23 protein-coding genes are annotated in these 26,991 nt (G+C 66.7%); 10 read left to right on the top strand and 13 right to left on the bottom strand.

What is annotated here, in order from left to right; translation table 11 throughout:
- Together AC50X6_RS00975 and AC50X6_RS00980 are read right to left on the bottom strand one after the other, a co-directional pair.
- A complete protein-coding gene (locus tag AC50X6_RS00975) occupies positions 1-966 on the bottom strand; it encodes a DUF8083 family protein (protein WP_494964460.1) in 966 nt (321 codons plus the stop codon).
- Positions 967-997: 31 nt separating this feature from the next.
- A complete protein-coding gene (locus AC50X6_RS00980) occupies positions 998-1,804 on the bottom strand; it encodes an exodeoxyribonuclease III (RefSeq protein WP_494964461.1) in 807 nt (268 codons plus the stop codon).
- 177 nt (positions 1,805-1,981) lie between these two features.
- Here AC50X6_RS00980 and AC50X6_RS00985 point away from each other — a divergent pair, with 177 nt between their 5' ends.
- The 5 genes from AC50X6_RS00985 to AC50X6_RS01005 all read left to right on the top strand — a co-directional run bounded on the left by AC50X6_RS00985 (position 1,982) and on the right by AC50X6_RS01005 (position 8,129).
- Positions 1,982-3,481: a CoA-acylating methylmalonate-semialdehyde dehydrogenase gene (locus AC50X6_RS00985; protein WP_494964462.1), complete on the top strand. Its 1,500-nt coding sequence runs from the start codon at positions 1,982-1,984 to the stop codon at positions 3,479-3,481.
- A complete protein-coding gene (locus AC50X6_RS00990) occupies positions 3,481-4,581 on the top strand; it encodes an enoyl-CoA hydratase/isomerase family protein (RefSeq protein WP_494964463.1) in 1,101 nt (366 codons plus the stop codon). The genes AC50X6_RS00985 and AC50X6_RS00990 overlap by 1 nt, the downstream gene beginning before the upstream one ends.
- Positions 4,574-5,569, top strand: a complete 996-nt coding sequence (gene mmsB, locus AC50X6_RS00995) for a 3-hydroxyisobutyrate dehydrogenase (RefSeq protein ID WP_494964464.1) — start codon at positions 4,574-4,576, stop codon at positions 5,567-5,569. The genes AC50X6_RS00990 and mmsB overlap by 8 nt, the downstream gene beginning before the upstream one ends.
- Positions 5,570-5,677: 108 nt before the next feature.
- Entirely contained in the window at positions 5,678-6,454 is a 777-nt protein-coding gene (locus AC50X6_RS01000; protein WP_494964465.1) for an enoyl-CoA hydratase, read from the top strand.
- Between the two features lie 262 nt (positions 6,455-6,716).
- Positions 6,717-8,129 carry an MFS transporter gene (locus AC50X6_RS01005; RefSeq protein ID WP_494964466.1) on the top strand — a complete coding sequence of 471 codons (1,413 nt, stop codon included), beginning with the start codon at positions 6,717-6,719 and terminating at the stop codon, positions 8,127-8,129.
- A 95-nt stretch (positions 8,130-8,224) separates the two neighbouring features.
- Here AC50X6_RS01005 and AC50X6_RS01010 read toward each other — a convergent pair whose 3' ends face one another.
- The 3 genes from AC50X6_RS01010 to AC50X6_RS01020 form a co-directional block, all read right to left on the bottom strand.
- Positions 8,225-9,079, bottom strand: a complete 855-nt coding sequence (locus tag AC50X6_RS01010) for a LuxR C-terminal-related transcriptional regulator (protein ID WP_494964467.1) — start codon at positions 9,077-9,079, stop codon at positions 8,225-8,227.
- Between the two features lie 110 nt (positions 9,080-9,189).
- Entirely contained in the window at positions 9,190-9,696 is a 507-nt protein-coding gene (locus AC50X6_RS01015; protein WP_494964468.1) for a MarR family winged helix-turn-helix transcriptional regulator, read from the bottom strand.
- 33 nt (positions 9,697-9,729) lie between these two features.
- Positions 9,730-11,496: an AMP-binding protein gene (locus AC50X6_RS01020; protein WP_494964469.1), complete on the bottom strand. Its 1,767-nt coding sequence runs from the start codon at positions 11,494-11,496 to the stop codon at positions 9,730-9,732.
- 265 nt (positions 11,497-11,761) lie between these two features.
- Here AC50X6_RS01020 and AC50X6_RS01025 point away from each other — a divergent pair, with 265 nt between their 5' ends.
- A complete protein-coding gene (locus AC50X6_RS01025) occupies positions 11,762-12,895 on the top strand; it encodes an acyl-CoA dehydrogenase family protein (protein WP_494964671.1) in 1,134 nt (377 codons plus the stop codon).
- Positions 12,896-12,988: 93 nt separating this feature from the next.
- Here AC50X6_RS01025 and AC50X6_RS01030 read toward each other — a convergent pair whose 3' ends face one another.
- From AC50X6_RS01030 to eat, 5 genes are read right to left on the bottom strand one after another with little or no spacing between them, the layout of a single operon-like run.
- A complete protein-coding gene (locus AC50X6_RS01030) occupies positions 12,989-13,771 on the bottom strand; it encodes a 3-oxoacyl-ACP reductase (protein ID WP_494964470.1) in 783 nt (260 codons plus the stop codon).
- A 41-nt stretch (positions 13,772-13,812) separates the two neighbouring features.
- Positions 13,813-15,186 (bottom strand): aldehyde dehydrogenase family protein, encoded by a 1,374-nt coding sequence (locus tag AC50X6_RS01035; protein ID WP_494964471.1) that lies wholly within the window; start codon positions 15,184-15,186, stop codon positions 13,813-13,815.
- A complete protein-coding gene (locus AC50X6_RS01040) occupies positions 15,183-15,932 on the bottom strand; it encodes a gamma-glutamyl-gamma-aminobutyrate hydrolase family protein (RefSeq protein ID WP_494964472.1) in 750 nt (249 codons plus the stop codon). Before AC50X6_RS01040 ends, AC50X6_RS01035 begins: the two co-directional genes overlap by 4 nt.
- A complete protein-coding gene (locus AC50X6_RS01045; RefSeq protein WP_494964473.1) occupies positions 15,913-17,295 on the bottom strand; it encodes a glutamine synthetase family protein in 1,383 nt (460 codons plus the stop codon). The genes AC50X6_RS01040 and AC50X6_RS01045 overlap by 20 nt, the downstream gene beginning before the upstream one ends.
- A gap of 49 nt (positions 17,296-17,344) precedes the next feature.
- A complete protein-coding gene (eat, locus tag AC50X6_RS01050; RefSeq protein ID WP_326965825.1) occupies positions 17,345-18,799 on the bottom strand; it encodes an ethanolamine permease in 1,455 nt (484 codons plus the stop codon).
- A gap of 224 nt (positions 18,800-19,023) precedes the next feature.
- Here eat and AC50X6_RS01055 point away from each other — a divergent pair, with 224 nt between their 5' ends.
- On the top strand, positions 19,024-19,743 hold the full coding sequence (locus AC50X6_RS01055) for a FadR/GntR family transcriptional regulator (RefSeq protein WP_494964474.1): 720 nt from the start codon (positions 19,024-19,026) through the stop codon (positions 19,741-19,743).
- A gap of 66 nt (positions 19,744-19,809) precedes the next feature.
- On the opposite strand, the gene AC50X6_RS01060 is transcribed toward AC50X6_RS01055, so the two are convergent.
- The 3 genes from AC50X6_RS01060 to AC50X6_RS01070 all read right to left on the bottom strand — a co-directional run bounded on the left by AC50X6_RS01060 (position 19,810) and on the right by AC50X6_RS01070 (position 23,885).
- Positions 19,810-21,591, bottom strand: a complete 1,782-nt coding sequence (locus AC50X6_RS01060; RefSeq protein ID WP_494964475.1) for a sensor domain-containing diguanylate cyclase — start codon at positions 21,589-21,591, stop codon at positions 19,810-19,812.
- Between the two features lie 67 nt (positions 21,592-21,658).
- Positions 21,659-22,840 carry an acyl-CoA dehydrogenase family protein gene (locus AC50X6_RS01065; protein ID WP_494964476.1) on the bottom strand — a complete coding sequence of 394 codons (1,182 nt, stop codon included), beginning with the start codon at positions 22,838-22,840 and terminating at the stop codon, positions 21,659-21,661.
- A gap of 136 nt (positions 22,841-22,976) precedes the next feature.
- Positions 22,977-23,885: a LysR substrate-binding domain-containing protein gene (locus AC50X6_RS01070; protein WP_494964477.1), complete on the bottom strand. Its 909-nt coding sequence runs from the start codon at positions 23,883-23,885 to the stop codon at positions 22,977-22,979.
- Positions 23,886-24,058: 173 nt separating this feature from the next.
- Here AC50X6_RS01070 and AC50X6_RS01075 point away from each other — a divergent pair, with 173 nt between their 5' ends.
- The 3 genes from AC50X6_RS01075 to AC50X6_RS01085 are packed head-to-tail and all read left to right on the top strand — an operon-like array spanning position 24,059 to position 26,974.
- Positions 24,059-25,309: a CaiB/BaiF CoA transferase family protein gene (locus tag AC50X6_RS01075; protein WP_494964478.1), complete on the top strand. Its 1,251-nt coding sequence runs from the start codon at positions 24,059-24,061 to the stop codon at positions 25,307-25,309.
- Positions 25,302-25,766, top strand: a complete 465-nt coding sequence (locus AC50X6_RS01080; RefSeq protein WP_494964479.1) for an acyl-CoA thioesterase — start codon at positions 25,302-25,304, stop codon at positions 25,764-25,766. Before AC50X6_RS01075 ends, AC50X6_RS01080 begins: the two co-directional genes overlap by 8 nt.
- A complete protein-coding gene (locus tag AC50X6_RS01085) occupies positions 25,763-26,974 on the top strand; it encodes an acyl-CoA dehydrogenase family protein (protein WP_494964480.1) in 1,212 nt (403 codons plus the stop codon). Before AC50X6_RS01080 ends, AC50X6_RS01085 begins: the two co-directional genes overlap by 4 nt.
- The last annotated feature ends 17 nt before the right edge of the window (positions 26,975-26,991 follow it).

Raw genomic sequence — 26,991 nt, forward strand, 5'->3', positions numbered from 1 at the left:
TCAGGAAGCGCGGGCGAGCTGCCGGATCGGGATCCAGCGGGACGCCAGCCGGCGGTAGGCGGCGGCCGCGCCGGTCATGTCGCCTTCGGCGAGGCACTCTATCCCCAGCCTCACGTCCAGAGGGGAATCGTCCGGGTAGACCTTGTCCGCCACGGCGCCGTAGTCCAGTTCCACCGCCGACTCCGCGTGGAAGAGCGCCAGCCATTCCGTGAGCTGGGTCAGGTCCTCGAGCATGTCCAGATCCGGCGCGGCGAGGGTCAGATGGGCCACCGCATAGCGGACCCGCTCCAGGGCCTCGCCGATCGCCGCGCGGACCCGCACCGTGACGATATGTCCCTCGGACTCCACTACCTCGGTGGGGTCAGACTCCTGGAAGAGGCAGAACCAGCTGAACGGGATGCCCCAGGTGGACGCGCGGGTGTGGACGCGGCCCAGCCCGGCGTGCGCGCGCACCTCGTCGATACGTCCCTGGTGCCGGTCCCGCTGCTCCTCGGGGATCAGCAGTTGCGCCAGGGGCGCGTGGATTCCTTCCAGCAGGGCATTCGCCGCGAGACCGGCCCGGAGGACAAGCTGGCTCGGGCAATACAGCAGTCCCGCGGACTGCCCCGCGGGCTGCCCGGCCTCGGCGGGCTGCGTGTTGTCGGAGCCGGCGCCGTCGGCGGCACTGGGGGTGACGGGCGCGCCGGCAGCGGGCATTGGCGGGGCGCCGGCCGCACCACGCGGGGACCCGACGACGCGCACCAGATCGGTCCGCCCGGTGGGGAACGGATCCCCGCCGGAGCGGGTGACCCGGCCCAGGGAGGCCAGCAGTTCGGCGTTTTCGACGGCGGCGCGCGACGCGCTGCGGCCGCCCGCCGTGCGCAGCGCCTCCTGCTGGTCTGCCGGGAACGCTGCCAGGGGCTCGTAGATGCGCAGCGCCGAGGAAAACGGCAGCCCGACTTGTCCCCGGTAGAGGTTCCCCGTCATCGGATCACGGTGCTTCCCTGGCCGGCGGTCATCAGTCGCCCAGCTCCACGATGACGGGGGCGTGGTCCGAGGCGCCCTTGCCCTTGCGTTCCTCGCGGTCGATCGACGCGCCGGTGACGCGGGCGGCCAACGCGGGGGAGGCGAGGACGAAGTCGATGCGCATGCCTTCCTTCTTGGGGAAGCGCAGCTGGGTGTAGTCCCAGTAGGTGTAGACCCCGGGGCCCGGGGTGCGGGGGCGGACAACGTCCTGGAATCCGGCGTCTTCGAAGGCGCGGAAGGCTTTCCGTTCCGGCTCGCTGACGTGGGTGAGGCCCTCGGCACGGAAATAGTCGATGTCCCAGACGTCCTCGTCCCGCGGGGCGATATTCCAGTCGCCCATCAGCGCGATCTGCGCCTGGGGTTCGTCCCTGACCCAGCCCTCGGCATGGGATTTCAGCGTGTTCAGCCAGTTGAGCTTGTACGGCATGTGCTCGTCGTCGAGCGCCCGGCCGTTGGGGACATAGAGGCTCCAGACCCGGACGCCGCCGCATGTGGCGCCGATGGCGCGGGCCTCCTGCACGGCGTCCTTGCCGTTCTTGCCGAAGACGGGCTGGTCCATGAAGGTGCGTTCGACGTCGTCGAGTCCCACCCGGGAGGCGATTGCCACGCCGTTCCATTGGCTCAGGCCGAAGTGCGCCACCTCGTAGCCCATGTTCTCGAACAATTCCCAGGGAAAGTTCTCGTCCTTGCACTTGGTTTCCTGGATGGCCAGGACATCACAGTCGGTGCGCTGAAGCCAGGACTCCACGCGGTCGGCACGGGCACGCAGCGAGTTCACATTCCAGGTAGCAATCTTCACACTCCTAACTTACCGAACTTGGCTGGACGACGACGCTGCCCGGCCCGGGCAGTCCCTCTGGAAATTAGTAGGAAGTCCGAGTATATTCAGCAGGGAGATGGCGTGGGTCACAGACGGTCCGGCCGTCACCGCGGCAATCACACTGCAGGCAATCACAATGCAAAGGAGCATTCCACCATGGTTCGTGAGCTAAGCCACTACATCGACGGACAGCATGTTGACGGCACCTCGGGGCGCTTCAGCGATGTCTACGATCCCTGCACCGGCGAGGTCCAGGCCAGGGTCCCGCTGGCCAGCGTCGAGGAGGTCCGCAACGTGATCGCCAGCGCGGAGAAGGGCCAGCTGGCCTGGGCTGCCATGAACCCGCAGCGCCGTGGCCGTGTACTGCTCAAGTTCGTGGACCTGGTCAACCAGAACCTCGACGAACTCGCCACGCTGCTCTCCTCGGAGCACGGCAAGACCTTCCTGGATGCCAAGGGTGACATCCAGCGCGGCATCGAGGTGGTGGAATTCGCCGCGGGAGCCCCGCACCTGCTCAAGGGCGAGTTCTCGGACAGCGCCGGAACCGGCGTCGACGTCCACTCGCTGCGCCAGCCCCTCGGCGTCGTTGCCGGCATCACGCCCTTCAATTTCCCGGCCATGATCCCGCTCTGGAAGTCCGGCCCGGCGCTCGCCGCGGGCAATTCCTTCATCCTCAAGCCCTCCGAGCGGGACCCCTCCGTGCCGCTTCGCCTCGCCGAACTCTTCACCGAGGCGGGACTGCCGGATGGCGTATTCAACGTGGTCAACGGTGACAAGGAAGCAGTCGACGCGCTCCTCGAGGACGCCCGGGTCCAGGCCATCGGATTTGTCGGCTCCACCCCCATTGCCCAGTACATCTACGCCACGGCCGCCGCCAACGGCAAGCGCGCCCAGTGCTTCGGCGGCGCCAAGAATCACATGGTGATCATGCCGGACGCGGACCTGGACATGGCCGCGGATGCCCTGATGGGCGCCGGCTTCGGCTCCGCCGGGGAACGCTGCATGGCCATCTCGGTGGCAGTCCCTGTCGGCAAGGCCACCGCCGACGCCCTCGTTGCCAAGCTGCTGGAGCGGATCGCGGACCTCAAGGTGGGCCACAGCCTGGCCAAGGATTCGGACTTCGGGCCGGTCGTCGCGGCGTCCGCCAAGGAACGGATCGAAGGCTACATCCAGGCCGGCGTCGACGAGGGCGCCAGCCTGCTGACCGACGGCCGCGGCCTCAAGGTCGAGGGCTATGAGGGCGGCTTCTGGGTGGGCCCCACGCTCTTCGACAACGTCACCAAGGACATGACGATCTACAAGGAAGAGATCTTCGGCCCGGTGCTGAGCGTGCTCCGCGCCGAAGACTACGACGAGGCGCTGCGCCTGTGCAGCGAGCATGAGTTCGGCAACGGCGTGGCCATCTTTACGCGCGACGGCGACTCCGCCCGCGACTTCGCCAGCCGGGTCCAGGTGGGCATGGTGGGCATTAACGTGCCCATCCCGGTGCCGATCGCGTACTACACCTTCGGCGGCTGGAAGGCTTCCGGCTTCGGCGACCTCAACCAGCACGGCGCCGACGCGTTCCGCTTCTACACCAAGACCAAGACGGTCACCACGCGCTGGCCATCGGGCATCCGCAGCGGCACCAGCTTCGTGATGCCGGAAGGCAGCTGATGACCGGGACGCACTCCGGGGAAGCCCCCGCCGCTGAACTGCTGGCCGCTGAAGTGCTGTTTGAAAAGCGCGGCCGGCTGGGCGTCGTCACGCTCAACCGGCCCAAGGCCGTCAACGCGCTCACCGCGGGCATGGCTTCGGCCATGCTGGAGCAACTCACGCTCTGGGCGGACGACGACGCCGTGGCGGCGGTGTTGGTCCGCGGTGCCGGCGACCGGGGGCTGTGCGCCGGCGGCGACATCGTGGCCATCTACCGGGACATGATCGACGGCGGTGACGCGACGGCTGCCTTCTGGGCCGAGGAATACCGGATGAACTCCCTCATCTCGGGCTATCCCAAGCCGTATGTGGCGTTCATGGACGGTCTGGTCCTCGGCGGCGGCGTCGGGATTTCGGCGCACGGTTCGGTCAGGATTGTCACCGAACGCACCCGGATGGGGATGCCGGAAACCACCATCGGGCTGGTGCCCGACGTCGGCGGCACCCTGCTGCTCGCACGCTCACCGGGAGAGTCCGGCACCCACGCCGCCCTGACCGGGGCGCACTTGGGCGGCGCCGATGCGCTGTTCCTGGGATTCGCCGACCGCTTCGTGCCGTCCGGACGGCTTGCGGAGCTCGCCGAGGCGCTGGAGAGCGAGCCGGCGGACGCCGCCGTCGCACGCTTTTCCGAAGCTGCCCCGCCGTCCATCCTGGCGGCACAGAGCGAGTGGATTGACGCGTGCTACTCCAGCGACGACGCCGAGGAGATCCTGCGCCGGCTGCGGGCCTTTGGCGGGGAGAGCGGAGGGGAGGCCGCCGAAGCGGCCGACACGATCGTGGCCAAGTCGCCGACCGCCGTGAAGGTGGCGCTGGAATCCCTGCGCCGCGTCCGCGGGCTGAGCCTTGAGGAAGCCCTCGAACAGGAGTACCGGGTGGGCCTGCGCTTCCTCGCCGGCCCCGATTTCCGCGAGGGCATCCGCGCCCAGGTGGTGGACAAAGACCGTAACCCGCGCTGGCAGCCGGCCAGCCTGGCGGAGGTCAGCCGGGACGACGTCGAGTCCTACTTTGCGCCGCTGGGCGCCCGTGAACTGAAGCTTTCGAAGGAGCACGACAATGCCTGAGTCACCGTCTGAATCACCCACTGGGCTGTCTGGGCCCGGGGCCACGGCGGGCAGCATCGCGTTCCTGGGCCTCGGCCACATGGGTGGCCCCATGGCGGTCAACCTCGTCAACGCCGGCTACACCGTCACCGGCTTTGACGTGGTGCCGGCGGCGCTGGAGACCGCCCGTGCGCACGGCATCGCCACCGCCGGCACAGCCGCCGGGGCCGTAGCGGGGGCCGCCGTCGTCCTGACCATGCTGCCCAGCGGCAAGCACCTGCTGGACGCCTACCGCGGCACCGGCGGCCAGCCGGGACAGCCTGCCCAGCCGGGACAGCCCGCCCAGCCAGGCCTGCTGGACGTTGCGTCGCCGGGAACGCTTTTCCTCGACTGCTCCACGATCAACGTGGACGAGGCCCGCGAGGCTGCCGGCCTTGCCGTCGCGGCCGGCCACCGGGCCGTTGATGCGCCGGTCTCCGGCGGCGTCGTCGGTGCCGAGGCGGGCACCCTGACGTTTATGGTGGGGGCGCATCCGGAGGACTTCGAGGCGGTCAAACCGATGCTCGGGGTCATGGGCAGGCGTGTGGTCCACTGCGGCGAGCACGGCGCCGGGCAGGCCGCGAAGATCTGCAACAACATGATCCTCGGCGTGTCGATGATCGCCGTGAGCGAGGCCTTTGTGCTCGGCGAGAAGCTGGGGCTGACGCACCAGGCCCTGTTCGACGTCGCCTCTGCGGCTTCCGGACAGTGCTGGGCGCTGACCACCAACTGCCCCGTGCCGGGACCGGTACCCACGAGCCCCGCCAACCGGGACTACCAGCCCGGCTTCGCGGGCGCCCTGATGGCCAAGGACCTCAAATTGGCGCTAAACGCCCTCGAAAGCACCGGAGTAGCGGCCCGGCTGGGGCCGCTGGCCGCCGAAATTTACGGTAGCTTTGCCGCGGAAGGCGGTGCCGGCCGGGACTTCTCCGGCATCATCACCGACATCCGGGACAAGTCCGAACACTAGGGCTGTCTGCACACCAGGTGCGTCCGAGACCTCAGGCGCATCCGGACATCGAGCACATCAGGCACATCCGAACATCCGAACATCCGAACATCAGCTGAGGGGACACGCATGACCGACTACGCAAACATTCTGGTGGAGCGACGCGGCCGGGTAGGCCTCGTGACGCTTAACCGGCCCGAGGCGCTGAACGCCCTGAACAAGGCCACCATGGACGAACTCGTGGCTGCCGTCACCGCCATGGATACGGATCCTGAGGTGGGCGCGGTGGTGGTTACCGGTTCCGCCAAGGCCTTCGCGGCCGGCGCCGATATTAAGGAAATGCAGTCCAAGGGCTACATGGACATGTACGCGGCCGACTGGTTCCGTGGCTGGGAGGACCTCACCCGGCTGCGCATCCCCGTAGTTGCGGCCGTGTCCGGCTTCGCCCTCGGCGGCGGCTGCGAACTCGCCATGATGTGCGACTTCATCATCGCCGGGGACAACGCGAAGTTCGGCCAGCCGGAAATCAACCTGGGTGTGTTGCCCGGGATGGGCGGCTCGCAGCGACTCACCCGTGCGGTGGGCAAGGCCAAGGCCATGGACATGATCCTGACCGGACGGTTCATGGGCGCGGAGGAAGCCGAGCGCTCGGGCCTGGTGTCCCGCGTGGTGCCGGCCGCGGACGTGGTCGAGGAGGCGCTGAAGGCCGCCGGGGTCATCGCCGCCAAGTCCAAGCCGGTGGCGATGGTGGCCAAGGAGGCGGTCAACGCGGCCTTCGAGACCGGCCTGGCCCAGGGCGTGCTCTTCGAACGGCGCGTGTTCCATTCTTTGTTCGCCACGGAGGACCAGAAGGAAGGCATGGCGGCCTTCAGCGAGAAGCGCCAGCCGGAATTCACCCACCGCTAGGCGCAGCGACGCGCAATCGTTCCTGCGACGCGCGAATGAATCTGTGACGCGCAAAAGTCCTGGCGCTACTGGAATACCAGCAGCGCCGGGACTTTTGCGCGTCGCCAGGCCGGAACCGCCGCGCTGAGATTGCTACGGCACGGCCGGTATCCCGCTTTTTGGGGACTACCTCTTTTCGGAGGTAGTTGGATGTCCATGCTTTTCGTTACGGTGAGCTGAGTCACACAACCGTGTACCAGGGTCGACATCAAGGGAGATTGCCATGACCTCAGTTTCACCGACTTCGCCGGCCGGACTGCAAGCGCCGCCGAGCCGCAGGACCCTGCGAAAGGTTGCCTTCGCGAGTGCCGCCGGAACCACCATCGAGTTCTACGACTTCTTCATCTACGGCACCGCCGCCGCCCTGGTCTTTCCGGTGGTATTCTTCCCGGCACTCGGCGCCGCGGCCGGAACCATCGCGTCGTTCGGCACGTTCGCCGTCGCCTTCTTCGCCCGTCCTATCGGCGCCATCATCTTCGGCCACTACGGTGACCGGATCGGCCGGAAAAAGACCCTCATCACCACGCTGCTGATGATGGGCATCGCCACCGTGATGATCGGGTTCATCCCGGATGCCAGCACGATCGGCGTCGCAGCCCCTATCCTCCTGGTGGTGCTCCGCTTCGTCCAGGGCCTGGCCGTGGGCGGCGAGTGGGCCGGGGCCACGCTCCTCGTGGCCGAATACGCGCCCACGGGCAAGCGAGGCCTCTTCGGAGCCTTCCCGCAGCTTGGCCCGTCGATGGCCTTCGCCCTGGCCAGTGGAACGTTCCTGATCACCAACCTCACGCTCGGCGACAAGTCCGAGGCTTTCATCACGATCGGCTGGCGGGTTCCGTTCATCCTCAGCGCCGTGCTGGTGCTCGTGGGCCTGTGGGTCCGGCTGAGCATCGAGGAAACCCCCGTATTCAAGAACGCGGCGGCGAATGCCGCGAAGACTACCGGGACCGCCACCAGGCTGCCCATCCTCGAGTCGATCAAGCGCCAGCCCCGCGAAATCCTGCTCGCCGGCGGCTCCTTGACCCTTCTTTTCGCTTTCTTCTACATTGGCACCGCCTACCTGACCAGCTATGCCACCAGCCCCACTGGCATGCAACTGAGCCGCGTGGAAGTGCTGAGCACCGGCATCGTTGCCTCGCTGTTTGTCGCCGCCGCCACCCTGGCCTCGGGCATCCTTTCGGACCGCTTCGGCCGCAAGAAGGTCATCGCCACCTCCTGTATCCTCGCCGTGCCGTGGTCCCTGGCGCTCTTCCCGATCCTCAGCGCGAACACTGTCTTCGCCTTCGGCATCGGGCTGACCGTCACTCTGGTGATCTTCGCCATCGCCTACGGTCCGGCCGGCGCGCTGCTTCCCGAGCTCTTCGAAACCCGTTACCGCTACACCGGTGCGGGCATGGGATACAACCTTGCCGGCGTCATCGGCGGTGGCATTGTCCCGCTCGTGGCGGCCCAGCTGGCCGGCACGTCCGGGGCCTGGTCCGTCGGGTACCTGCTCGCCGGGATCGGCGTGTTCAGCGTGCTGTGCACCCTGGCACTGCCCAACCGAGAAAAGCATGCGCTGGAGGACGGCAGCCACCAGGCCGTTCCGGAGCAGGCCGAAGGCGGAAAGGGAGCGTCCGAGTCCGTCTCCCGGCGCTGAGGGATTCGGCACCGGGGGATTCAAGAGTAGGGGATTCGAGACTGAACGAACCGTGATTGGGGGTGGGGCTGCCGGGCTGTCCCGGCAGCCCCAGTTCACGGAATGAGTCCCAGGCGCCGCGCCGCTGACACGGCCTCGAGCCGGTTGTGGGCGGAAAGCTTGGCCATGGCGTTCTGCAGGTAGCTCTTCACCGTCACCGCCTTCAGACCCAGACGGTCCGCCGTTTCCTGGTACGAACAGCCCAGGGCAAGCTGCGCCAGCACGTCGAGTTCGCGGCGGGCCAGCCTGGCGGCCGGATGGATACCGTCTGCGGGGGGCGGAGCCAGATGGTTACCGATCAGGTCCAGCTGCCGGGCCAGTTCGGGATCGGCGACTGTTCCGGCCAGCGACCGCAGCTGGGCGTGGGCTTCCCTGACGTGTTCCAGCCAGCTCCGGTCCCGGACCAGGGCGGGTTCGGCCCGGACCCCGTCGATGATTGACACGCGGCGGTCCACCTCGTCCCGGACGAGCAATTCTGCAGCGATTTCCGCGGCCGCGTCCATGGCCTCGCGCAGGGCGTTTTCGCCCAGCGGCGCACGGTCCCGGCTGGCGATGTACAGCACCGCCCGTGCCTCGCCCCGGACCACCACCGGGACGGCCGCCATCGAGGTAAGCCGCTCCCGGCTGACCGCCAGATCGTATTCATGCGTGATGCCCTCGGAGGCGATGTAGTCCGGCACGAGGAACGGCCGTCGCTGGGTGAACACCCGGCCGCCGAGCCCGGTCCCCGGTACCACCACCATCTGATGCAGGCTGGATGTTGCGGTGCCGAGGAAATCGGTCAGCTGAAGCGAGTTGCCGCTGGCCAGGCCGGCGAACAGCACGGCGGGCCGGAACCTGCCGGACAGCAGGCGCAGCGAGGCGCGGAGCAGTTCCCGGTCGTCGGGGCGGGAATAGGCGTTTGGCTCCATGAGTCCTCTCCTGGTGCCGCGGAAGCCCGCCACCGCAGTGTGGCAGGCCGTCAGTGTCGTTGGGTCGCTTCGGCCGGGCGAGCCGGCTGCCGGGGCCCGGCCGCCGGAGCTCAGCCGCTGAAGTCCCCGGCGTTGCGCCGAAAGGTCCCCAGAATTCCGATCAACTGGTCGACGTCCTGCTCCGCGAAGCCGGACTGGCCGAAGACCTCTGAGTTCAGCACCGCCGTCGCCCTTTTAGCCAGCGTACGCCCCTCGGGGGTGAGCTCAATCAGCGTGGTGCGCCCGTCCGTAGGATGCGGCGAGCGGAGCACCAGCCCCGCGCCCTCAAGCCGGTCGACAGCGTTGGTCACCGAGGTGGGATGGACCTGCAGCAGCGCACTCGCCTTGTTCATGGGCAGCGCACCGCCGCGGGCGAAGCTCAGCAGGGCCAGCAGTTCGTAGCGGGCAAACGTCAACCCGAACGGTTTCAGGACGCCTTCAATCCGGGCCAGCAGAATCTGCTGCGTCCGCATGATGGCGGTGATGGCAGCCATCGGCGCGGCGACGTCGGACCAGCCGTGCCGCTCCCAGTTCAGCCTCGCGTCGGCAATCGGATCACGCGGCAGCGGCGTAGGCACGGCACCCCCTGCTTGTTTCAGGCTTCATGAGGATCAGCCCAGCTTTTCCGGCTGCGGAACCGACGGGCTCTTCAGTGCCGGGAAGTCCGCTTCGGAGTATTCCGTGCCGAGGCCGGCCGGAACGGCCCCGCCGCCGTGGCGCAGTTCCTCGCTGTGGCGCAGTTCCACCCGCCGGATCTTGCCCGAGATGGTTTTGGGCAGTTCGGCGAATTCCAGCCGGCGGATCCGCTTGAACGGGGCCAGATGGTCGCGGCAGTAACGCAGGATGTCCTCGGCCAGTTCAGGGCCGGCCTGGTGCCCGGCGGCCAGGACCACAAAGGCCTTGGGCACTGAAAGCTTGAGCGGGTCGGGGGAGGGGACAACGGCGGCCTCCGCCACTGCCGGGTGCTCGATCAGCACACTTTCCAGCTCGAATGGGGACAGCCGGTAGTCGGAGGACTTGAAGACGTCGTCGCCGCGGCCCACGTAGGTGATGATGCCGCGCTCGTCCCGGCTCGCCATGTCGCCGGTGTGGTAGTAGCCGTCGCGGAAGGCGTCCGCGGTTTTTTCGGGGTCGCCGTAGTAGGCCTTCATCAGCCCGACGGGGCGGGGATCGAGGCGCAGGCAGAGCTCGCCGTCGTCGCCCTCCGCACCAGTGGCCGGGTCCACCAGGACAACGTCGTAGCCCGGCAGCGGCATGCCCATCGCGCCGATTTTGACCGGCTGGCCCGGGGTGTTGGCAATCTGCACGGTGGACTCGGTCTGGCCGAAGCCGTCGCGGATGGTCTGGCCCCAGGCGCGCTGGACCTGGTCAATGACCTCGGCGTTGAGCGGCTCGCCGGCGGACACCACCTTGGTGGGCGGGCTCTTCAAGAGGGTCAGATCGGCCTGGATCAGCATCCGCCAGACCGTGGGCGGGGCGCAGAAGCTCGTGACCGATTCGCGGTCCATCTGTTCCATCAGGGCCTTGGCGTCGAAGCGCTCGTAGTTGTAGATGAAGACGCAGGCTTCGGCGATCCACGGGGTGAAGACGTTGGACCAGGCGTGCTTGGCCCAGCCCGGCGAGGCTACATTGAGGTGCACATCGCCCGGTTCCATGCCGATCCAGAACATGGTGGACAGGTGCCCCACCGGGTAGGAGGTGTGCGTGTGCTCCACGAGCTTGGCCTTGGAGGTGGTCCCCGAGGTGAAGTAGAGCAGCAGGGTTTCGTCGGCCAGGGTCGGGGCGTCCGGGGTGAAGTCCTCGGCGGAGCCGGCGGACCCGGTGTACTGCAGGGCAGTGGCCTGACCTGCTGCGGTGCCCACGGCCTCGCCGTCGCCGACTTCGATCAGGGTGTAGTCGCCCGGGACCTCGGCAAACTTGGCGATGTTCGCGCTTCCGACGGCGGCCCAGTTCGCCCCGCCGCGCTCCACCCGGTCCTTGAGGTCCGCGGGACCCATCAGTGTGGTGGTGGGGATCATGACGATGCCCAGTTTGATGCCGGCGAGCATAAGTTCCCAGAGTTCCACCTGGTTGCCCAGCATGATGATCATGCGGTCGCCCCGGCGGACGCCCTGGCCGCGCAGCCAGTTGGCCACCCGGGCGGAGCGGCGGGAGAGGTCCGAGAAGCTGCGCCGTGTGGCGGTCCCGTCCTGTTCGACGATCACGAGGGCCGGCCTGTCGGCCTTGGCCGGGTCCGCCGCGATCTGGTCGAACCAGTCCAGGGCGAAATTGAACTCGTCAAAGCGCGGCCATTCGAATTCGCTGCGGGCGGCGCCGTAGTCCTTGCGAAGGTCAAGCAGGCGGTCGCGTGCGGCGCGGAATTCCTCAGTGACTGTCATGGTGCACCTTTCGACGTCTGGTGGCGCAGCCGTTTCAGGCCCGGCGCCGTTGCCCGGGAATCATCAACTAGCTAGTGATCCCCATCACTGTGCAATATACTAGGACATCCAAGGGTTTGGAAGAGCCGACTCGGTTTCTGAGCGGACCATGACGAAGGGATACATGCCCGTGCAGCCACAAGGACGTGCCAGCGGACAAAGGGTCACTGAGGATGGAACAGCGGTTGAGCGTGCGGCGGAGCCGCCCTTCCCGGACGCAGACCTGATGTACATCGTGGACCTGCTGCCCCCGGATGAACAGATCCGCTACCAGGAAATCAGAGACTTCCTCCAGTCCCGCATCCGTGCGGCCTCGATCGATTACTGGAACCGCGAGGAGTTCCCCTTCGGTCTGCTCGCCGAGCTGGGAAAGTACGGCCTTGGAGGACTGCAGACCGACGGCACCTCCAAGCTCTTCAAAGGCCTCATGTACGTCGAGGTGGCCCGGGCCGATGTGTCGCTCTCGGCCCTCGTGGGGATCCACAACGAGCTGATCGTGGGCATGATCGACCAGCTCGGCTCCGAGGAACAAAAGGCGCGGTGGCTGCCGGGGCTTACCGCCTTCACCCAGATCGGCGCCTTCGCCCTCACGGAGCCGGACCACGGCTCGGACATCGCCGGCGGCCTGGCCACCACGGCCCGGCTGGACGACGGCGAATGGGTCATCAACGGCGCCAAGCGCTGGATCGGTGCCGGCACCATCGCGGACTTCGCCCTGGTCTGGGCGCGGGACGTCGCGGACCAGCAGATCAAGGGCTTCATCGTGGAGACGGACCGGCCCGGCTACAGGGCCACGAAGATCGCGAACAAGATCGGGCTGCGCATCATGCAGAATGCGGACATCGTGCTCGACGAGGTCCGCATCCCGGAATCCAACCTGCTCCCCGGTGCCACCGACTTTTCCAAGGCCAACGAGCTGCTCCGTGATTCGCGCGCCTGGGTGGGCTGGCAGGCCGCCGGCATCCAGCTGGCGGCGTTCGACGTCGCGCGTGCCTACTCGCTGGAGCGCAAGCAGTTCGGCAGGGAACTGGCGCGCTTCCAGCTCGTCCAGCAGCAGCTGGCCGAGATCCTGGGCAACGCCTCGGCCTCGCTGTCGCTGATGGCGCAGCTGGCCAGGGTCCAGGAAGACGGCAAGCTGGAGATGGTCCAGGCCGCGATGGCCAAGTCCACCACCACCCGGCTGGCCCGGGCATCCGTGGCGATGGGGCGCTCGCTGCTGGGCGGCAACGGCATCAGCAGCGACTACGAGATGGGCAAACTCTTCGGCGACGCCGAAATCCTTTACACCTATGAGGGAAGCTACGAGATCAACTCGCTGATCGTGGCCCGGGCCGTGACCGGGAAGTCCGCGTTCGTCTAGGCGCACGGAGGCGCCGGCCGGGGTTCTATCCCGGCCGGAACCTCAGCGCCATGCTTGCACGCCGGGCCAGCACGCAGGGTATGTACTCAGGGCTCAGTCGATCGGCGTGACGTACGCGCCGGAAATCCCGCCGTCAACCAGGAAGGTGGAGGCGGTGATGAACGAGGCGTCGTCGCTGGCGAGGAACGCCACGGCCGCAGCCAGTTCCTCGGGTTCCGCGAAGCGGCCCAGCGGCACATGGACCAGCCGGCGGGCCGCTTTTTCCGGATCCTTGGCAAACAGTTCCTTGAGTAACGGGGTGTTCACCGGGCCGGGGCACAGGGCATTGACCCGGATGCCCTGCCGGGCGAATTCGACGCCGAGTTCCCGGCTCATGGAAAGCACCCCGCCCTTGGACGCGCTGTAGGAGATCTGCGAGGTTGCCGCGCCCATCACCGCCACGAACGAGGCTGTGTTGATGATGGAGCCCTTCCCTTGTTCCTGCATATAGGGGATGGCGTACTTGCAGCAGTAGTACACCGAGGTCAGGTTCACGTCCTGGACCCTGCGCCAGGCATCGATGCCGGTGTCCAGGATGGAGCCGTCGTTGGCGGGGGAGATCCCGGCGTTGTTGAAGGCGATGTCAACACGGCCGTAGGTCTCCTTGGTCTGGGCGTAGAGGTTCCGGACGTCCTCTTCGCTGGTGACATCGACCTTGACGAATAGGCCGCCCACCTCGGTTGCCGCGGCGAGTCCCGACGTGGGCTCGATGTCGGCGATGACGACGTTGGCGCCTTCCGCGGCCATCCGGCGGGCGGTGGCCAGCCCGATGCCGCTGGCGCCACCGGTGATGACTGCGCTGCGGCCGGCGAGGCGGTTGGATACTACTGACTGCATGGGAACTCCTTAAGATATGGCGGTGAAAGCCGGGGGATTGTCTAGGCCAGGGACGGCGTGGAAATAAAAACGTTTTTGGTTTCGGTGAAGGAATCCAGGGCATCGGGCCCGAGTTCACGCCCCAGTCCGGACTGCTTGAAGCCGCCGAAGGGCGTGGAGTACCGGACGGACGAGTGCGAGTTGACGGAAAGGTTTCCGGCTTCAACGCCCCTGGCTACGCGCAGCGCCCGGTCCACGCCGGAGGTCCAGATGGACCCGGAGAGCCCGTACTCGGTGTTGTTCGCGATCCGGATCGCGTCAGCCTCGTCGGTGAACGGCACCACGGCCACCACCGGGCCGAAGATTTCTTCCGTGAACGACGGTGAGTCCAGTTCCGGGGTCAGTACCGTGGGCGGGAACCAGAAACCGGCCCCCGCCGGAGCCTGCCCCTGGAAGGCGATGGGGGCGTTGTCCGGGACGAAACCGGCCACCGTTCGGCGCTGCTGGGCCGAGATCAACGGTCCCATTGACGTGGCTTCATCCGACGGGTCCCCGACCGTGAGTGCTTTGACGACCGGCTCGAGCAGCTCCATAAAACGGTCGTAGACGTTGCGCTGGACCAGGATGCGCGAGCGCGAGCAACAGTCCTGCCCGGCATTGTCGAACGCGCCGCCGGGCGCGGCGGCGGCGGCGAGTTCCAGATCGGCGTCGTCGAACACGATATTCGCGCTTTTGCCGCCGAGTTCCAGCGTCACCCGCTTCACCTGGTCCGCGCAGCCGGCCATGATTTTCTTGCCGACGCCGGTGGACCCGGTGAAGACCACCTTCCGGACGGCGGGGTGGGTCACGAAGCGTTCGCCCACGACCGAGCCCTTGCCGGGTACCACCTGGAAGACGCCCTCCGGGATGCCGGCCTCACGGGCCAGCTGAGCCAGCCGGATCGCTGTCAAGGGCGTCAGTTCGGCGGGCTTGAGCACCACCGTGTTGCCGGCGGCCAGGGCCGGTGCGAAGCCCCACGCGGCGATCGGCATGGGGAAATTCCAGGGAACAATGACCCCCACGACGCCGAGGGGCTCGTGGAAGGTGATGTTGACGCCTCCCGCCACCGGGATCTGCTTGCCGAAGTGACGCTCCGGTGCAGCGGAGTAGTAGGTGAGCACATCGCGGACGTTGCCCGCTTCCCAGCGGGCGTTGCCGATGGTGTGGCCGGCGTTGATGACTTCGAGCCGGGCCAGGTTCTCAAGGTCGGTGTCAACCGCCGCGGCAAAGCGCCGCAGCAGCAGTGAGCGGTCTGCGGGTGCGACGGCCCGCCAGGACTCGAAAGCGCCGGCCGCGCGGGCGATCGCATCGTCGACTTCGGCCAGCCCGGCCAGTGTGACCGTCTCGATGACTTCCTCTGTGGAGGGGTTGATGACGTCAAAGGTGGTTGCTGTCATGTCGTGGACATCTCTTTTCGGTTGGCGCGGTAACTGCCGGCGGCCTCTACGAAGCCGCGGAACAGCCGCAGGTCTGCCGGGTTTTGTTCCGGATGGAATTGCACGCCCAGGACCCAGCCGGAGCCGCCGGCAGCTTCCAGGGCCTGGACGGTCCCATCGGCGGAGGACGCGGTGACGCGCAACGCCGGCGGGACGGCGTCCATGCCTTGGTGGTGGTAGCAGGGTGCCACCGCCGCATCCCCCAGCAGCGACTGGATCAGGCTGCCGGGCGCGGTGGTGAAGGCGGCCTCACCAAACACCCCCGGCGCGGGCTGATAGTTCGCCGTCGGGTTGATGTCCGGGATGTGCTGGGTCAGGCTGCCGTTGAGGGCAACATTCAGGATCTGGGCCCCGCGGCAGATCGCAAACAGCGGGAGCCCGCGCTCCATCGCCGCGCGCGTCAGAATCGTGTCGTGTTCATCCCGCAACGGTTGCGGCACGGTCTTGGGGTGCGCGGCGGCCCCGTAGCGCGTGGGATCCACGTCGGGCCCGCCAACGACGATCAGTCCGTCCATGATGTCCAGGACGGATTCGTCCGTGCCCAGCGGCGGCAGCAGGATCGGTGTGCCGCCTGCTGCCACCACAGCCTCGACGTAGGTGCCGGGGAGGATGGCGGCCGGGGCGTTCCAGACGCCCCACACGGCGTCCTGGTAGTAGCTGGTCAGTGCGATCCGGGGCCTGTAGCGCTCAGAGGCGTTCGAAGCCACGAACGCGCTCCCAGTCGGTGATGGCGCTCTCATAGGCCTTGATCTCGATGCCGGCGGAGTGGACGTAGTGGTCCACCACGGCATCGCCGAACGCCTTCCGGGCGATGACGCTCTCAGCCAGCAGGTCGCGGGAGTCGCGCAGGTTCGTCGGCAGGCGGTCGGCGTCGGAGGCATACGCGCTGCCCTGCATAACGGGGCCCAACGGAAGGCGGTTTTCCAGCCCATGGATCGCTGCGGCGATCAGCGCAGCCGCGGCCAGATACGGGTTGAGGTCTCCGCCGCCGACGCGCATTTCGGTGCGCAGGCCCCGTCCGTGGCCCACCACCCGCAGGGCGCAGCTGCGATTGTCCATGCCCCACGCAATGGCGGTCGGGGCGAAGCTGCCATCGACAAACCGTTTGTACGAGTTGACGTTCGGGGCGAGGAAATAGGTGAGTTCCTTCAGGGCATCCAGCTGGCCGGCCATGAAGTGCTCCATCGCCGGGCTGAATCCGTGCTCACCGTCGCCGGGCAGCACAGGATTGCCGTCGAGGTCCGTCAGGCTGAAATGGATGTGGCAGGAGTTTCCTTCGCGGGCATCGTACTTGGCCATAAAGCTGATGCTCTTGCCGTGCTGGTCCGCGATTTCTTTGGCACCGTTCTTGTAGAAGGTGTGCTTGTCGCAGGCTTTGAGGGCCTCATCGAAGCGGAAGGTGATCTCCTGCTGGCCCAGGTTGCACTCACCTTTTGACGATTCGACCACCAGGCCGGCCGCTTCCATGTTGGTGCGGATTGATCGGATCACCGGTTCCAGCCGGGCGGTTGCGAGCAGAGAATAGTCAACGTTGTACTGGGTGGAGGCCTCGAGTCCGTGGTAGTTCTTCTGCCACGCCTGACGGTAGGAGTCGTCGAACATCAGGAATTCAAGCTCGGTTCCCATGAAAGCGCGGTAGCCGAGTTTTTCGAGCCGTTCCACCTGGGCGCGCAGGATCTGCCGCGGTGAGGCAACGACCGGGGATTTGTCCGCCCACATCACATCGCAGAGGACCAGGGCGGTTCCCGCCTGCCACGGCACCCGGCGCAGGGTCGAGACATCCGGCAGCATCATCATGTCGCCGTAGCCGGTCTCCCAGGAGGACATTGCGTAACCGTCGATGGTGTTCATCTCGACGTCGACGGCCAGGAGGTAGTTGCAGCCTTCGGCGCCGTGCTCGAGGACGTCTTCGAGGAACGAACGCGCGCCGCAGCGCTTGCCCTGGAGGCGGCCCAGGGAGTCAGTAATAGCCACGACGACGGTGTCGATGGCGCCGGAGGCGACATCCGCCTGCAGCTCAGCAAGGGTGAGCTGGGCGTTCCGGCCGTTGTCTTGTGATTGTTCAGTCATGGTTGCTCCGCAACGTCGTTTGCAATGGGGTGATGGTGGTCGGGGGCAGCTACTTATTCAGCTCGGCCTCTGCCAGCGCGAGCCGGGCGAATTCCTCATCCGGGGAACCGGCGACGATCCGGTGGCGGCTGTAGAACCAGTAGTAGGCGATTGCGGCGGCGAAGATGGCCGCTGTGATGGAGGCCGCGTAGACGTCCACTACGAAGGTGGCGACGACGGCGACGGCGGACAGGGCGAGGGCCACCGAGGTGGTGGCGATGCCGCCCGGTGTGCGGTAGCCGCGCTCCAGCTCAGGTTCCTTGATCCGCAGCACGATGTGGGACAGGTTCAGCAGGACGTAGGACACCGTGGCGCCGAAAACGGCGATGTTGATCAGCAGGGCGCCGTCCTGGGTGATGGCCGCGAGCAGGAACCCGATGGTGCCGGGAACGATCAGGGCCCAGTAGGGGGTGCGGCGGGTGCCGGTGAGCGAAAGCCATTTGGGCAGGTAGCCGGCGCGGGAGAGGGCGAAAAGCTGCCGCGAGTAGGCGTAGATGATGGAGAAGAAGCTGGCCACAAGCCCCGCCAGTCCCGCGTAGTTAATGAAGTCGGCCAGAAAGGTATTTCCGCCGTAGGCGATCCTGATGGCTTCGGGCAGCGGGTTGTCTGAGGTGCTCATGGCCTGGGACCCTGCCGCGCCGGGAACCAGGACAAGCATCAGGGCGCCGAAGACCACCAGGATCACGACGGCGACGATAATGCCCCGCGGCATGTCCCGTTTCGGGTCCGCCGATTCTTCTGCGGCCAGCGGGACGCCTTCAACGGCGAGGAAAAACCAGATGCCGTAGACGAGGGCGGCCAGGATTCCACCGACGCCCATGGGCAGGAACGCGCTGGAACCGGCGGAGCCGTCAGGCACGATGTCGAACAGCTTGGCCGGGTCGAACTTCGGCAGCAGGCCGATGACAGCGGCGATCAAGGCAACAACGGCAACCGCTGTAATCGCGAACATGATCTTAAGCGCTTCACCGACCCCACGAAGGTGGATGGCGATGAAGAGGACGTAGGTGGCCAGATAGACCGGCCACGAATTGGTCAGGCCAAAGAGCCCCAAGGCCTCTATGTAGCCGCCGATAAAGGTGGCGATGGCGGCCGGAGCGACGGCGTATTCGATCAGTACGGCAATGCCGGTGGCGAACCCGCCCAGGGGCCCCAGAGCCCGTCGGGCAAAGGCGTATCCGGCCCCGGCGGTGGGCAGGGTGGAGGAGAGTTCCGCGAGGCCGAACACCATGCAGGTGTACATGACGCCCATGAGGATAAACGCGATCAGAAGTCCGCCCCATCCGCCTTGGGCGAGACCGAGATTCCAGCCGGCGAAATCACCGGATATGACGTACGCGACTCCCAGTCCGGCGAGTAGTATCCAGCCGGCGGCGCCGCGCTTAAGTTTGCGCCGTTGAAGGTACTCTGATTCGGTCCCGGCGGCCGGACTTGTCACGCCGGCGCCATCATCTGCTGATTTCATGCGTTTCCCTTGGTATAGGACTGTCATCCAGATTTAAAGGACTGTTATCAGTCCAAGAACACATCTCCCAGTGTGGTGTTATGGATCACATCCGTCAAGGATTCCCTGCAAATCCAATGGAAATTTCGTTTGGCCGGAGAATCATTGGTTCGAGACGCCCGCTTTTTGCGGCCTAAACGTATGCTTACTGAACGTATAAGCTCGCAGACTGCTGGGAGTTGGCCTTGACTGATTTCGCGTTACAACAGCCCTACTCGATGCTGCGGCCCGTCCGCAGTGGAAACGCCTTCGAGGAAACAATCGAGCACATTCTGCAGACGATCAAGCTCGGCATCTTTGCTCCGGCCGACAAGCTGCCGCCGGAGCGCGAGCTGGCCGAGCAACTGGGCGTGTCCCGGGCGACCCTCCGGGAAGCACTGGGGGAATTGCAGGCTGCGGGATACCTGGTGGTGAGGCGAGGCCGGTATGGGGGCACGTACGTGTCCGAAACCCAGGTGCGCCCAGAGCGTCGGGGGACCCGGCCACTGGATCGTGCCGAGGTCCACGACGTGCTGATATTCCGTGGAGTGATCGAGCCGGCGGCGAGCGCCCTGGCGGCCGGATCAAACTTATCGGCCGCCGCCCGGGGCCACCTGCGCAACTGCCTGACCGATGTGGCAGTCGCCACCGAAGCAAGCTACCGGCCGCGGGATGCCCGGTTCCATATCGCGATCGCCGAGCTGGCGGGTTCGCCGAGCCTCGTGGGGGCGGTGGCAGAGACCCGGTCCAGGCTCAACGACTTGCTCGACAGGATCCCGTTCCTTGGCACCAACCTGGAGCACTCCAACGAGCAGCACGCGCGGATCGCGGACGCAATCCTGCGCGGCGATTCCACGGCCGCCGAGCGGGCCACACTTGAGCATCTGGAAGGAACGGCTGCCCTGCTGCGCGGGTTCCTATCTTGACGTCCTCCGCCGCACGGGCGCTGCGGCACCCGCGGCCCGGGCCGTGACCGGGAAGCCCGCCCTTGGCTAAGCTCTGCGGTCCCCGCGGGCTTGGGTGGCTACGGCCCCGTAGCGCATGCTGCGGTTGCGTCCGGCGTGTTTGGAGGCATAGAGGGCATGGTCGGCGCAGGCCAGCAACGCATGGCTTCCGGCCTCCTGCAGCTCGCAGACGCCGGCGGACAAGGTAATGGTCCCGACGCCGTCGAACGGCCTGGAGGCTACCGCCAGGCGGGCCCGCTCGGCTGCCTGGAGTGCCTCTTCGCTGCTGCTGCCGGGCAGGAGCCAGACGAATTCCTCGCCACCGAAGCGGGCGACGATCTCGCCCTGGCGGGTGACCTCACCGAGCCGGCCCGCGACCTCCGCCAGCACCTTGTCCCCGGTCAGATGGCCGAAAGAGTCGTTGACCGTTTTGAAATTGTCAATGTCGAGGACGACGGCGCTAAGCTGGCTGCCGCGCGCGGTCGCTAGCTCGGTCTCGTAGGCGAGCCGTTGCTCCAGGACCCGGCGGTTGGGCAGACCGCTCAGGACGTCGGTGCTGGCCAGGAGTTCAAGACTGGCACGGGCTTCGGCGTTGCCGATGGCGATTTCCACGAGTTCAGCGAACTGGGCGAGCTGATCGAGGACCGCCTGTGTGAGGTTGGCCTCCGACTTCGAGGTCAGGGCCAACGCGCCCCAGAGCGAGCCGGACACCCGGATGGGGGCGGCCGCCGAGGACCGGAAACCGGACGCCAGCATCTGTTCGGCCGCCAGTCCGCCGCCCGCGACGTAGACCGCCAGGGCGGGCTTGCCCGTCATGGCCACCCGCACGGTCGCCGGGGCATCCGTCGCGGAAAACACGTGACGGCGGCTCAGAGCCGGAGGGAGCGCGGGCGCCATGGCCACGATTTCAGCCGACCACGGCCCGGTGAAGCGGGCAACCGCCGCCGAATCGACGTCGAAGATCGAGCGCACGACGGCGGCAACCTGATCGACTATGTCCTCCGGCGCCGCGTTGCGGGCCACTGCCGTGGAGATCTCGTGCAGGCCGGCCCACGTCTTTTCCTGTCGACGGCGCTCTGTCACGTCGACCGCCACCACCATCCCTACGGTTTCACCGTCGGACTGGACCGGGCGGGCCGTCAGCAGGAACGTTCGATCGCCGATCCGGCGCTGCCACGAGATCTCCTGGCCCGCCAGCGCGGCGCGGTAACGTGGTTCAAGCTCGTCCGCCAGTCCGCCCTTCAGGGCGTCGTGGATCAGCCGGCCTTCCATCTCGTCGCTGCGGTACCCGAACTTCTCCAGCTCCTGTCCCTCCGCGATGAGGTACCGGAGGTCCGAGTCGAAGAGCAGGACAAAGACGCCGGGGATGCTGCGCGCGAGCGCCCGGTACCGGTCCATGTCGCGTTGCTGGCGCCGTTCGGCGACAACCCGCTCGGTGATGTCCGTGACAAGCGCGAAGAACCCCCGGATTTCGCCGTCCTGACGGTCCGGCACGTAGGAGGCCTGGGTATACCGCGTCTTTCCGGCGTCATCCACGAGGGTACGGTCGAAGAGCTGAGGCTCTCCCTCAAGTACTTTGGCGATGGACCCCTGGTTTGCCGCGAAAAGCTCCTCGCCGAGCATCTCGCGGATATGGACGCCGTGCATCTGATCCGGATCGACGTTGAACCATGCGCCGTAGGCGTCGTTGGCGAGGCAGTTGCGCAAATCCTTGTCCCAGTAGCCCACCATGGCAGGGATGCCGTTGAGTACAGCCCGCATCTGGGCCGGGAACTGCGGCATCAGGTCCGAAGCTGCATTCTCGCTGGTGGAGGAACCGTGAGACGTCATTTCCCTAGTATCCACGTCCGCTGTACCGCACGGAAACCGTCGAAGCCGATAGCCTGGCGAGTTGCTCCTAGCGGAACGCGGAGATGCCCGTGATGTGCTGACCGAGGATGAGGGTGTGGACCTCGTCCGTGCCCTCATAGGTCCGGACGGATTCGAGGTTGTTGGCGTGCCGCAGCGGCGAATAGTCCAGGGTGATGCCGTTGCCGCCCAGGATCGTGCGGGCTTCGCGGCAGATCGCTATGGCCTCGCGGACGTTGTTCAGCTTCCCCACCGAGACCTGGACCGGCTCCAAGGCCCCGGCATCCTTCAGCCGCCCGGTATGGATGGCCAGCAGGGTTCCCTTCTGGATCTCCAGGAGCATGTTGACCAGCTTCTCCTGGGTCAGCTGGTAACCGGCCAGGGGCTTGCCGAACTGCATGCGCTCTTTGGCGTACGCCAGGGCGGCCTCGTAGGAGTCCCGGGCGGCGCCCATCGCGCCCCAGATGATCCCGTAGCGGGCCTCGTTGAGGCAGGAAAACGGGCCGCTGAGCCCCCGCGCTCCGGGGAGCAGCGCCGTGCCCGGCAGGCGGACGTCCTCAAGAGCGATGTCGCACTGGATGGAAGCCCGCATGGACAGCTTGGACCCGATGGGCGTCGCGGTGAACCCCGGAGTGTCCGTCGGCACGATGAACCCGCGGATGCCGTCGCCGGTGTTGGCCCAGATAACTGCGATCTGCGCCACGGACGCCAAGCCGATCCAGCGCTTTGCGCCATTGATTATCCAGCCGCCGCTGCCGTCCGGCGCCGCAAAGGTCGCCATGCTGGCCGGGTCCGAACCGGCGGTGGGCTCGGTCAGCCCGAAGCAGCCTATCTTTTCGCCCCGTGCCATCGCAGGCAGGTGCTCGACTTTCTGCTCCTCGGATCCCCACCTGTGGATCGCGGACATGGCCAGGGAGCCCTGCACACTGACGAACGTCCGGATTCCGGAATCCCCTGCCTCCAGCTCCATGGCGGCGAGGCCGTACTCGACGGCGCTCCTGCCGGGGCAGCCGTAGCCCTCCAGATGCATCCCGAGCACCCCGAGCTTGCCCAGCTCGGGCACCAGCTCAAGCGGGAAATGGGCCTGCTCGTACCAGGCGCTGATGTTGGGCCGGATCCGCTCCGTTACGAAGGCGCGGACGTTGGCGCGCAACTCGAGCTCCTCTGCCGTCAGCAGGCTGTCCAGGCTGAGGACGTCATCGTTTATACGGGTGGCTTCGGTTACGGTCACAGGTTCAACTCCAGGCAGGTAAATGAGCGGCAATCCCCCTTGATTCCGGCACGGGCCGGCGGGTACTGACCACTGTGCCAGCCGGATTGAACCGGAGCCAATACCAAATAATGCACCCGTCGATACCTCCGACGCATCAATCCGGTGGCGAGTCCGGCGACGGGAGGACGGCTTCGGAGAGGAGCAGAACCCGGCGCAGCGCCGGGCTGGTGTTGTCCTTGCGCCAGACCAGGCGCAGCTGGATGGTGTCGGCAGGATCATCCAGCGGCAGGAAAACGACTCCCGGATGGCTGAAGTTCGCCGGCACCGAAGACACCGTCAATGCGACCCCGATGTCGGCGGCAACCAGTGCCATCAGCGTCTGGGAATCCGGCGCCACCTGCACGATATCCGGGGCATAGCCGGCGGCGTTGGAAAGCCGGCGAAGGTAGTCGTGCAGAATTGCGCCCGGATGCTCGGGCAGCGTGACAAAAGGCTGCCCGGCGAGATCGGCCATAATCAGCGAGTCGCGCCTGCTCAGGGGATGGGCTTCGTGCAGGGCCACCACAAGCCGCTCATTCGCCACAGTTCGGGAGTCGAGGGCCGCCGGGATGAAGTTCCAGCGGCCCAGTCCCACTTCCATAGCGCCCCGCATGACGCGGTCCATGGCCGGCAGGGCAAAGTTCGAGCTGGAGAGCTGGAACTCGATGCCCGGATGGGTCTCCCGGACCCGTTTGGCCAGCTTACCCACCATGACGTGGGAGGAAACCCCGGCGAAAGCCACCCGCACCCGCCCGGTCTCGCCCTTTCCCACTGAGGCCACGGCGAGGGCCGATCGGCGGCAGGCCGCCAGGATCTCCCGCGCCGGCATCAGCAGCGCCTCGCCCTCAGCCGTCAGCCGGACCGATCGGGTGCTCCGGACAAAGAGGGGTGCCTTGAGCTCGTGCTCCAGCCGTTGGATGGCCCGGCTCAGCGGCGGCTGGGCCATGTGGAGTTTTTCTGCCGCCCGGCCGAAATGCAGCTCATCGGCGACCGCAAGAAAGGCCCGGATTTGTTGGATTTCCATGCCGGGTTCAGTCCCGGCCCAGGTAAACGACGATGTTCATCTGCCCAAGATACCGAACAATCCGCCACCGTATTGATGCCCCTGCGGTATGAATACAGCACCAAATGCGTATTGGACGCGGATCAATCCGCTTGCAAAGGTGGGTGATGCAGACCACACACCGGAGGAACTACATGAAACAACCGAACTCTGAAACTGCCGCCGGAGCGGGCCGCGGTCCTACCCCTGACGCTGTCAACCCGGCCGCCGAGGCCCTCGGCCGCTCAGCGTCCGGGCCGCTGGCCGGCGTCGTGATTGCGGATTTCAGCCGGGTGCTCGCCGGCCCCTACGCCACCATGCTGCTGGCCGATATGGGCGCGACGGTGATCAAGGTTGAGGGGCCCGGGGGTGACGACACCCGCAGCTACATGCCACCGGTCCGCGACGGGGAGGCCACGTTCTTCCTGGCAGTGAACCGGAACAAGCACTCGATCGCACTGGACCTCAAGGACCCGGAGGACCTTGACGTGGCCCGGTCCCTCGTGCGCGCTGCGGACGTCATGATCGAAAATTTCAAGCCGGGAAACATGGAACGCCTGGGCCTGGACTACGCCGCCGCCGCGGAGTTGAAGCCGGACATCATCTATGCCTCCATCACCGGGTTCGGCACCGGCGCCGGCGCGCACATCCCGGGCTATGACCTACTGGTCCAGGCAGCCTCCGGCATGATGAGCCTGACCGGGGGCCCGGACACGGAACCCTACCGGGCCGGCATCGCGTTGTTCGACGTCATCACGGGACTGCACGCTGCCATCGGCATCCTGGGGGCGCTTCACCATAAGACCCGGACCGGCGAGGGACAGCTGGTGGAACTCAATCTGCTGACCTCGGCCCTTTCCGGCATGGTCAACCAGTCCGCGGCGTATGTCTCCGGCGGCGTGGTGCCTGCCCGGATGGGCAACGAACATCCCAGCATGTACCCCTATGCGCCGATGCAGACGGGTGATGGCATGATCATCATCGCGACGGGCAATGATGCCCAGTTTGTCCGGCTCTGCGTGGCACTGGCCATCCCCGAAGTCGCCGCGGACCCGAAGTTCGCCAAGACCCTGCAGCGGAACGCGCATCGGGACGAACTACGGGAGATCCTCCACGCCAGGCTGGCCACGCAGTCCGCCGCGCAGTGGTTCTCGCAGCTCTCCGACGCCGGCCTGCCGTGCGCCCCGATCCAGGATGTGCGCGGCGGTGTCGACTTCGCCGAGCGGCTGGGACTGCAGCCCGTGGTGCTGGCTGGCAGCGGGACGCGGACGATCCCCACGGTCCGGCACCCCGTGGAGTACTCCCGCACCCCCGTCGACTACCGGCTCGCGCCGCCGGAATTGAACGAAAGCTCGGAGCTGGTCCGCGACTGGCTGCTCCGGCAGAAAACCCTGGCCCATGCCTGAGCCGTACCGGGCGCGGATCTCCCCGCGCTGGTCGGACCAGGACCTCAACGGCCACGTGAACCACGCCGCCGTCGTGACCCTGCTTGAGGAGTCCCGGATCCAGTGGCGGGCTACCATGCCGGGCCGCGGGACTGCCGCGGTGACTCCGACCGTGGTGGCAGCCCTTGAACTGAACTACCGGCACCCAGTGGTCCACGGCCAGGACCTGACGGTGGAACTGACGGTCAGCCGGATCGGCACAAGTTCCTTCACCCTTGAGTGCATGGCTACCCAGGGCGGCGCTGTTGCCGTGGACGGCCGGACCGTGCTGGTTTCCGTCTGGCCGGAGACCGGGATGGCGAGGCCGCTGGCGGAGCAGGAGCGGCGCTGGCTCGCCCAGTTCCAGCCCGGGCAAGACCGCACCGAAGCACCCGAACCGCAGATTTCCGATCCCACCCCCATGGAGCTGACCCGATGACAACCGAACAGATGACAACCGACCCGGCCGAACACGGCACCGACTTCTACCTGATGGACGATTTCCTCACCGCCGAGGACCGCGCCCTGCGGCTGAAGGTCCGAAGTTTCGTGGACAAGGACCTGCTTCCGGTCATCAACGGCTATTGGGAACGGGCGGAGTTCCCGTTCGAGCTGATCCCCAAGCTCAAGAACCTCGGCATCGTAGGCACGACCATCAAGGGCTATGGCTGCCCGGGGCTGAGCCGGCTCGCTGCCGGGATCGTCGCGGCCGAAGTCTCCCGCGGCGACGGCTCCGTCAACACCTTCCTCGGCGTCCAGTCCGGCCTGGCGATGGGCACCATTAACATGCTGGGCAGCGATGGGCAGAAGGAACGATGGCTTCCCTCGATGGCCGCCCTGGAAAAAATCGGGGCCTTCGCCCTGACCGAGCCGGACCACGGCTCCGACTCGGTGGCGCTGGAGACCAGCGCCCGGCGGGAGGGCGACAGCTACATCATTAACGGCCGCAAACGGTGGATCGGCAACGCCAGCATGGCCGACGTCGTCATCATCTTCGCCCGCGACGAACAGGACGCCAAAGTCAAGGCCTTTGTTATGGAGCGCAACGCTGACGGCAGCTACCCGGCCGGATATCACACCGAGGTCATCACCGGAAAAATCGGCAAACGTGCCATCCTGCAGCCGGACGTCACTCTGAAAGACCTCCGGGTGCCGGCTGACAACAGGCTCACCGGCTGCCACTCCTTCAAGGACGTCACCCGCGTCCTGACCGCCACCCGCAGCGGTGCGGCCTGGGAGTCCCTGGGCCACGCCATGGCTGCTTATGAGGCGGCGGTGGACTACGCGAAGACCCGCCAGCAGTTCGGCAAAGCGATCGGCAGCTTCCAGCTGGTCCAGAACAAACTCGCCAACATGCTCGCCGAGCTGACGGCCATGCAGCTGATCTGCTTCCGGCTGGCAGTCCTGGCCGAGGACGGGCGCATGACCGGGCCCATGGCGTCGCTGGCCAAGATGCACACGGCACAGAAGGCCCGGTGGATCTGCTCCGAAGCCCGGGACATGCTGGGCGGCAACGGCGTGCTGCTGGAGAACCACGTGGCCAGACACATGACGGACATGGAAGTGGTGTCCACCTACGAGGGCACCGACTCCATCCAGTCACTGCTGATCGGCCGGGAGATCACCGGCATCTCAGCCTTCAGCTAAATCCGCAACCCCACGCA

Source organism: Pseudarthrobacter sp. HLT1-7 (assembly GCF_059383435.1).

Bases quoted from the DNA above. Each gene is read 5' to 3' on its own strand.
- AC50X6_RS01020 (WP_494964469.1), bottom strand. From the start codon at position 11,496: ATGACAGTCACTGAGGAATTCCGCGCCGCACGCGACCGCCTGCTTGAC.
- mmsB (WP_494964464.1), top strand. From the start codon at position 4,574: ATGCCTGAGTCACCGTCTGAATCACCCACTGGGCTGTCTGGGCCCGGG.
- AC50X6_RS01025 (WP_494964671.1), top strand. From the start codon at position 11,762: ATGTACATCGTGGACCTGCTGCCCCCGGATGAACAGATCCGCTACCAG.
- AC50X6_RS00985 (WP_494964462.1), top strand. From the start codon at position 1,982: ATGGTTCGTGAGCTAAGCCACTACATCGACGGACAGCATGTTGACGGC.
- AC50X6_RS01060 (WP_494964475.1), bottom strand. From the start codon at position 21,591: ATGACGTCTCACGGTTCCTCCACCAGCGAGAATGCAGCTTCGGACCTG.
- AC50X6_RS01030 (WP_494964470.1), bottom strand. From the start codon at position 13,771: ATGCAGTCAGTAGTATCCAACCGCCTCGCCGGCCGCAGCGCAGTCATC.
- AC50X6_RS00990 (WP_494964463.1), top strand. From the start codon at position 3,481: ATGACCGGGACGCACTCCGGGGAAGCCCCCGCCGCTGAACTGCTGGCC.
- AC50X6_RS01070 (WP_494964477.1), bottom strand. From the start codon at position 23,885: ATGGAAATCCAACAAATCCGGGCCTTTCTTGCGGTCGCCGATGAGCTG.
- AC50X6_RS01005 (WP_494964466.1), top strand. From the start codon at position 6,717: ATGACCTCAGTTTCACCGACTTCGCCGGCCGGACTGCAAGCGCCGCCG.
- AC50X6_RS00975 (WP_494964460.1), bottom strand. From the start codon at position 966: ATGACGGGGAACCTCTACCGGGGACAAGTCGGGCTGCCGTTTTCCTCG.
- AC50X6_RS01000 (WP_494964465.1), top strand. From the start codon at position 5,678: ATGACCGACTACGCAAACATTCTGGTGGAGCGACGCGGCCGGGTAGGC.
- AC50X6_RS01080 (WP_494964479.1), top strand. From the start codon at position 25,302: ATGCCTGAGCCGTACCGGGCGCGGATCTCCCCGCGCTGGTCGGACCAG.
- AC50X6_RS01010 (WP_494964467.1), bottom strand. From the start codon at position 9,079: ATGGAGCCAAACGCCTATTCCCGCCCCGACGACCGGGAACTGCTCCGC.
- AC50X6_RS01045 (WP_494964473.1), bottom strand. From the start codon at position 17,295: ATGACTGAACAATCACAAGACAACGGCCGGAACGCCCAGCTCACCCTT.
- eat (WP_326965825.1), bottom strand. From the start codon at position 18,799: ATGAAATCAGCAGATGATGGCGCCGGCGTGACAAGTCCGGCCGCCGGG.
- AC50X6_RS01035 (WP_494964471.1), bottom strand. From the start codon at position 15,186: ATGACAGCAACCACCTTTGACGTCATCAACCCCTCCACAGAGGAAGTC.
- AC50X6_RS01085 (WP_494964480.1), top strand. From the start codon at position 25,763: ATGACAACCGAACAGATGACAACCGACCCGGCCGAACACGGCACCGAC.
- AC50X6_RS01075 (WP_494964478.1), top strand. From the start codon at position 24,059: ATGAAACAACCGAACTCTGAAACTGCCGCCGGAGCGGGCCGCGGTCCT.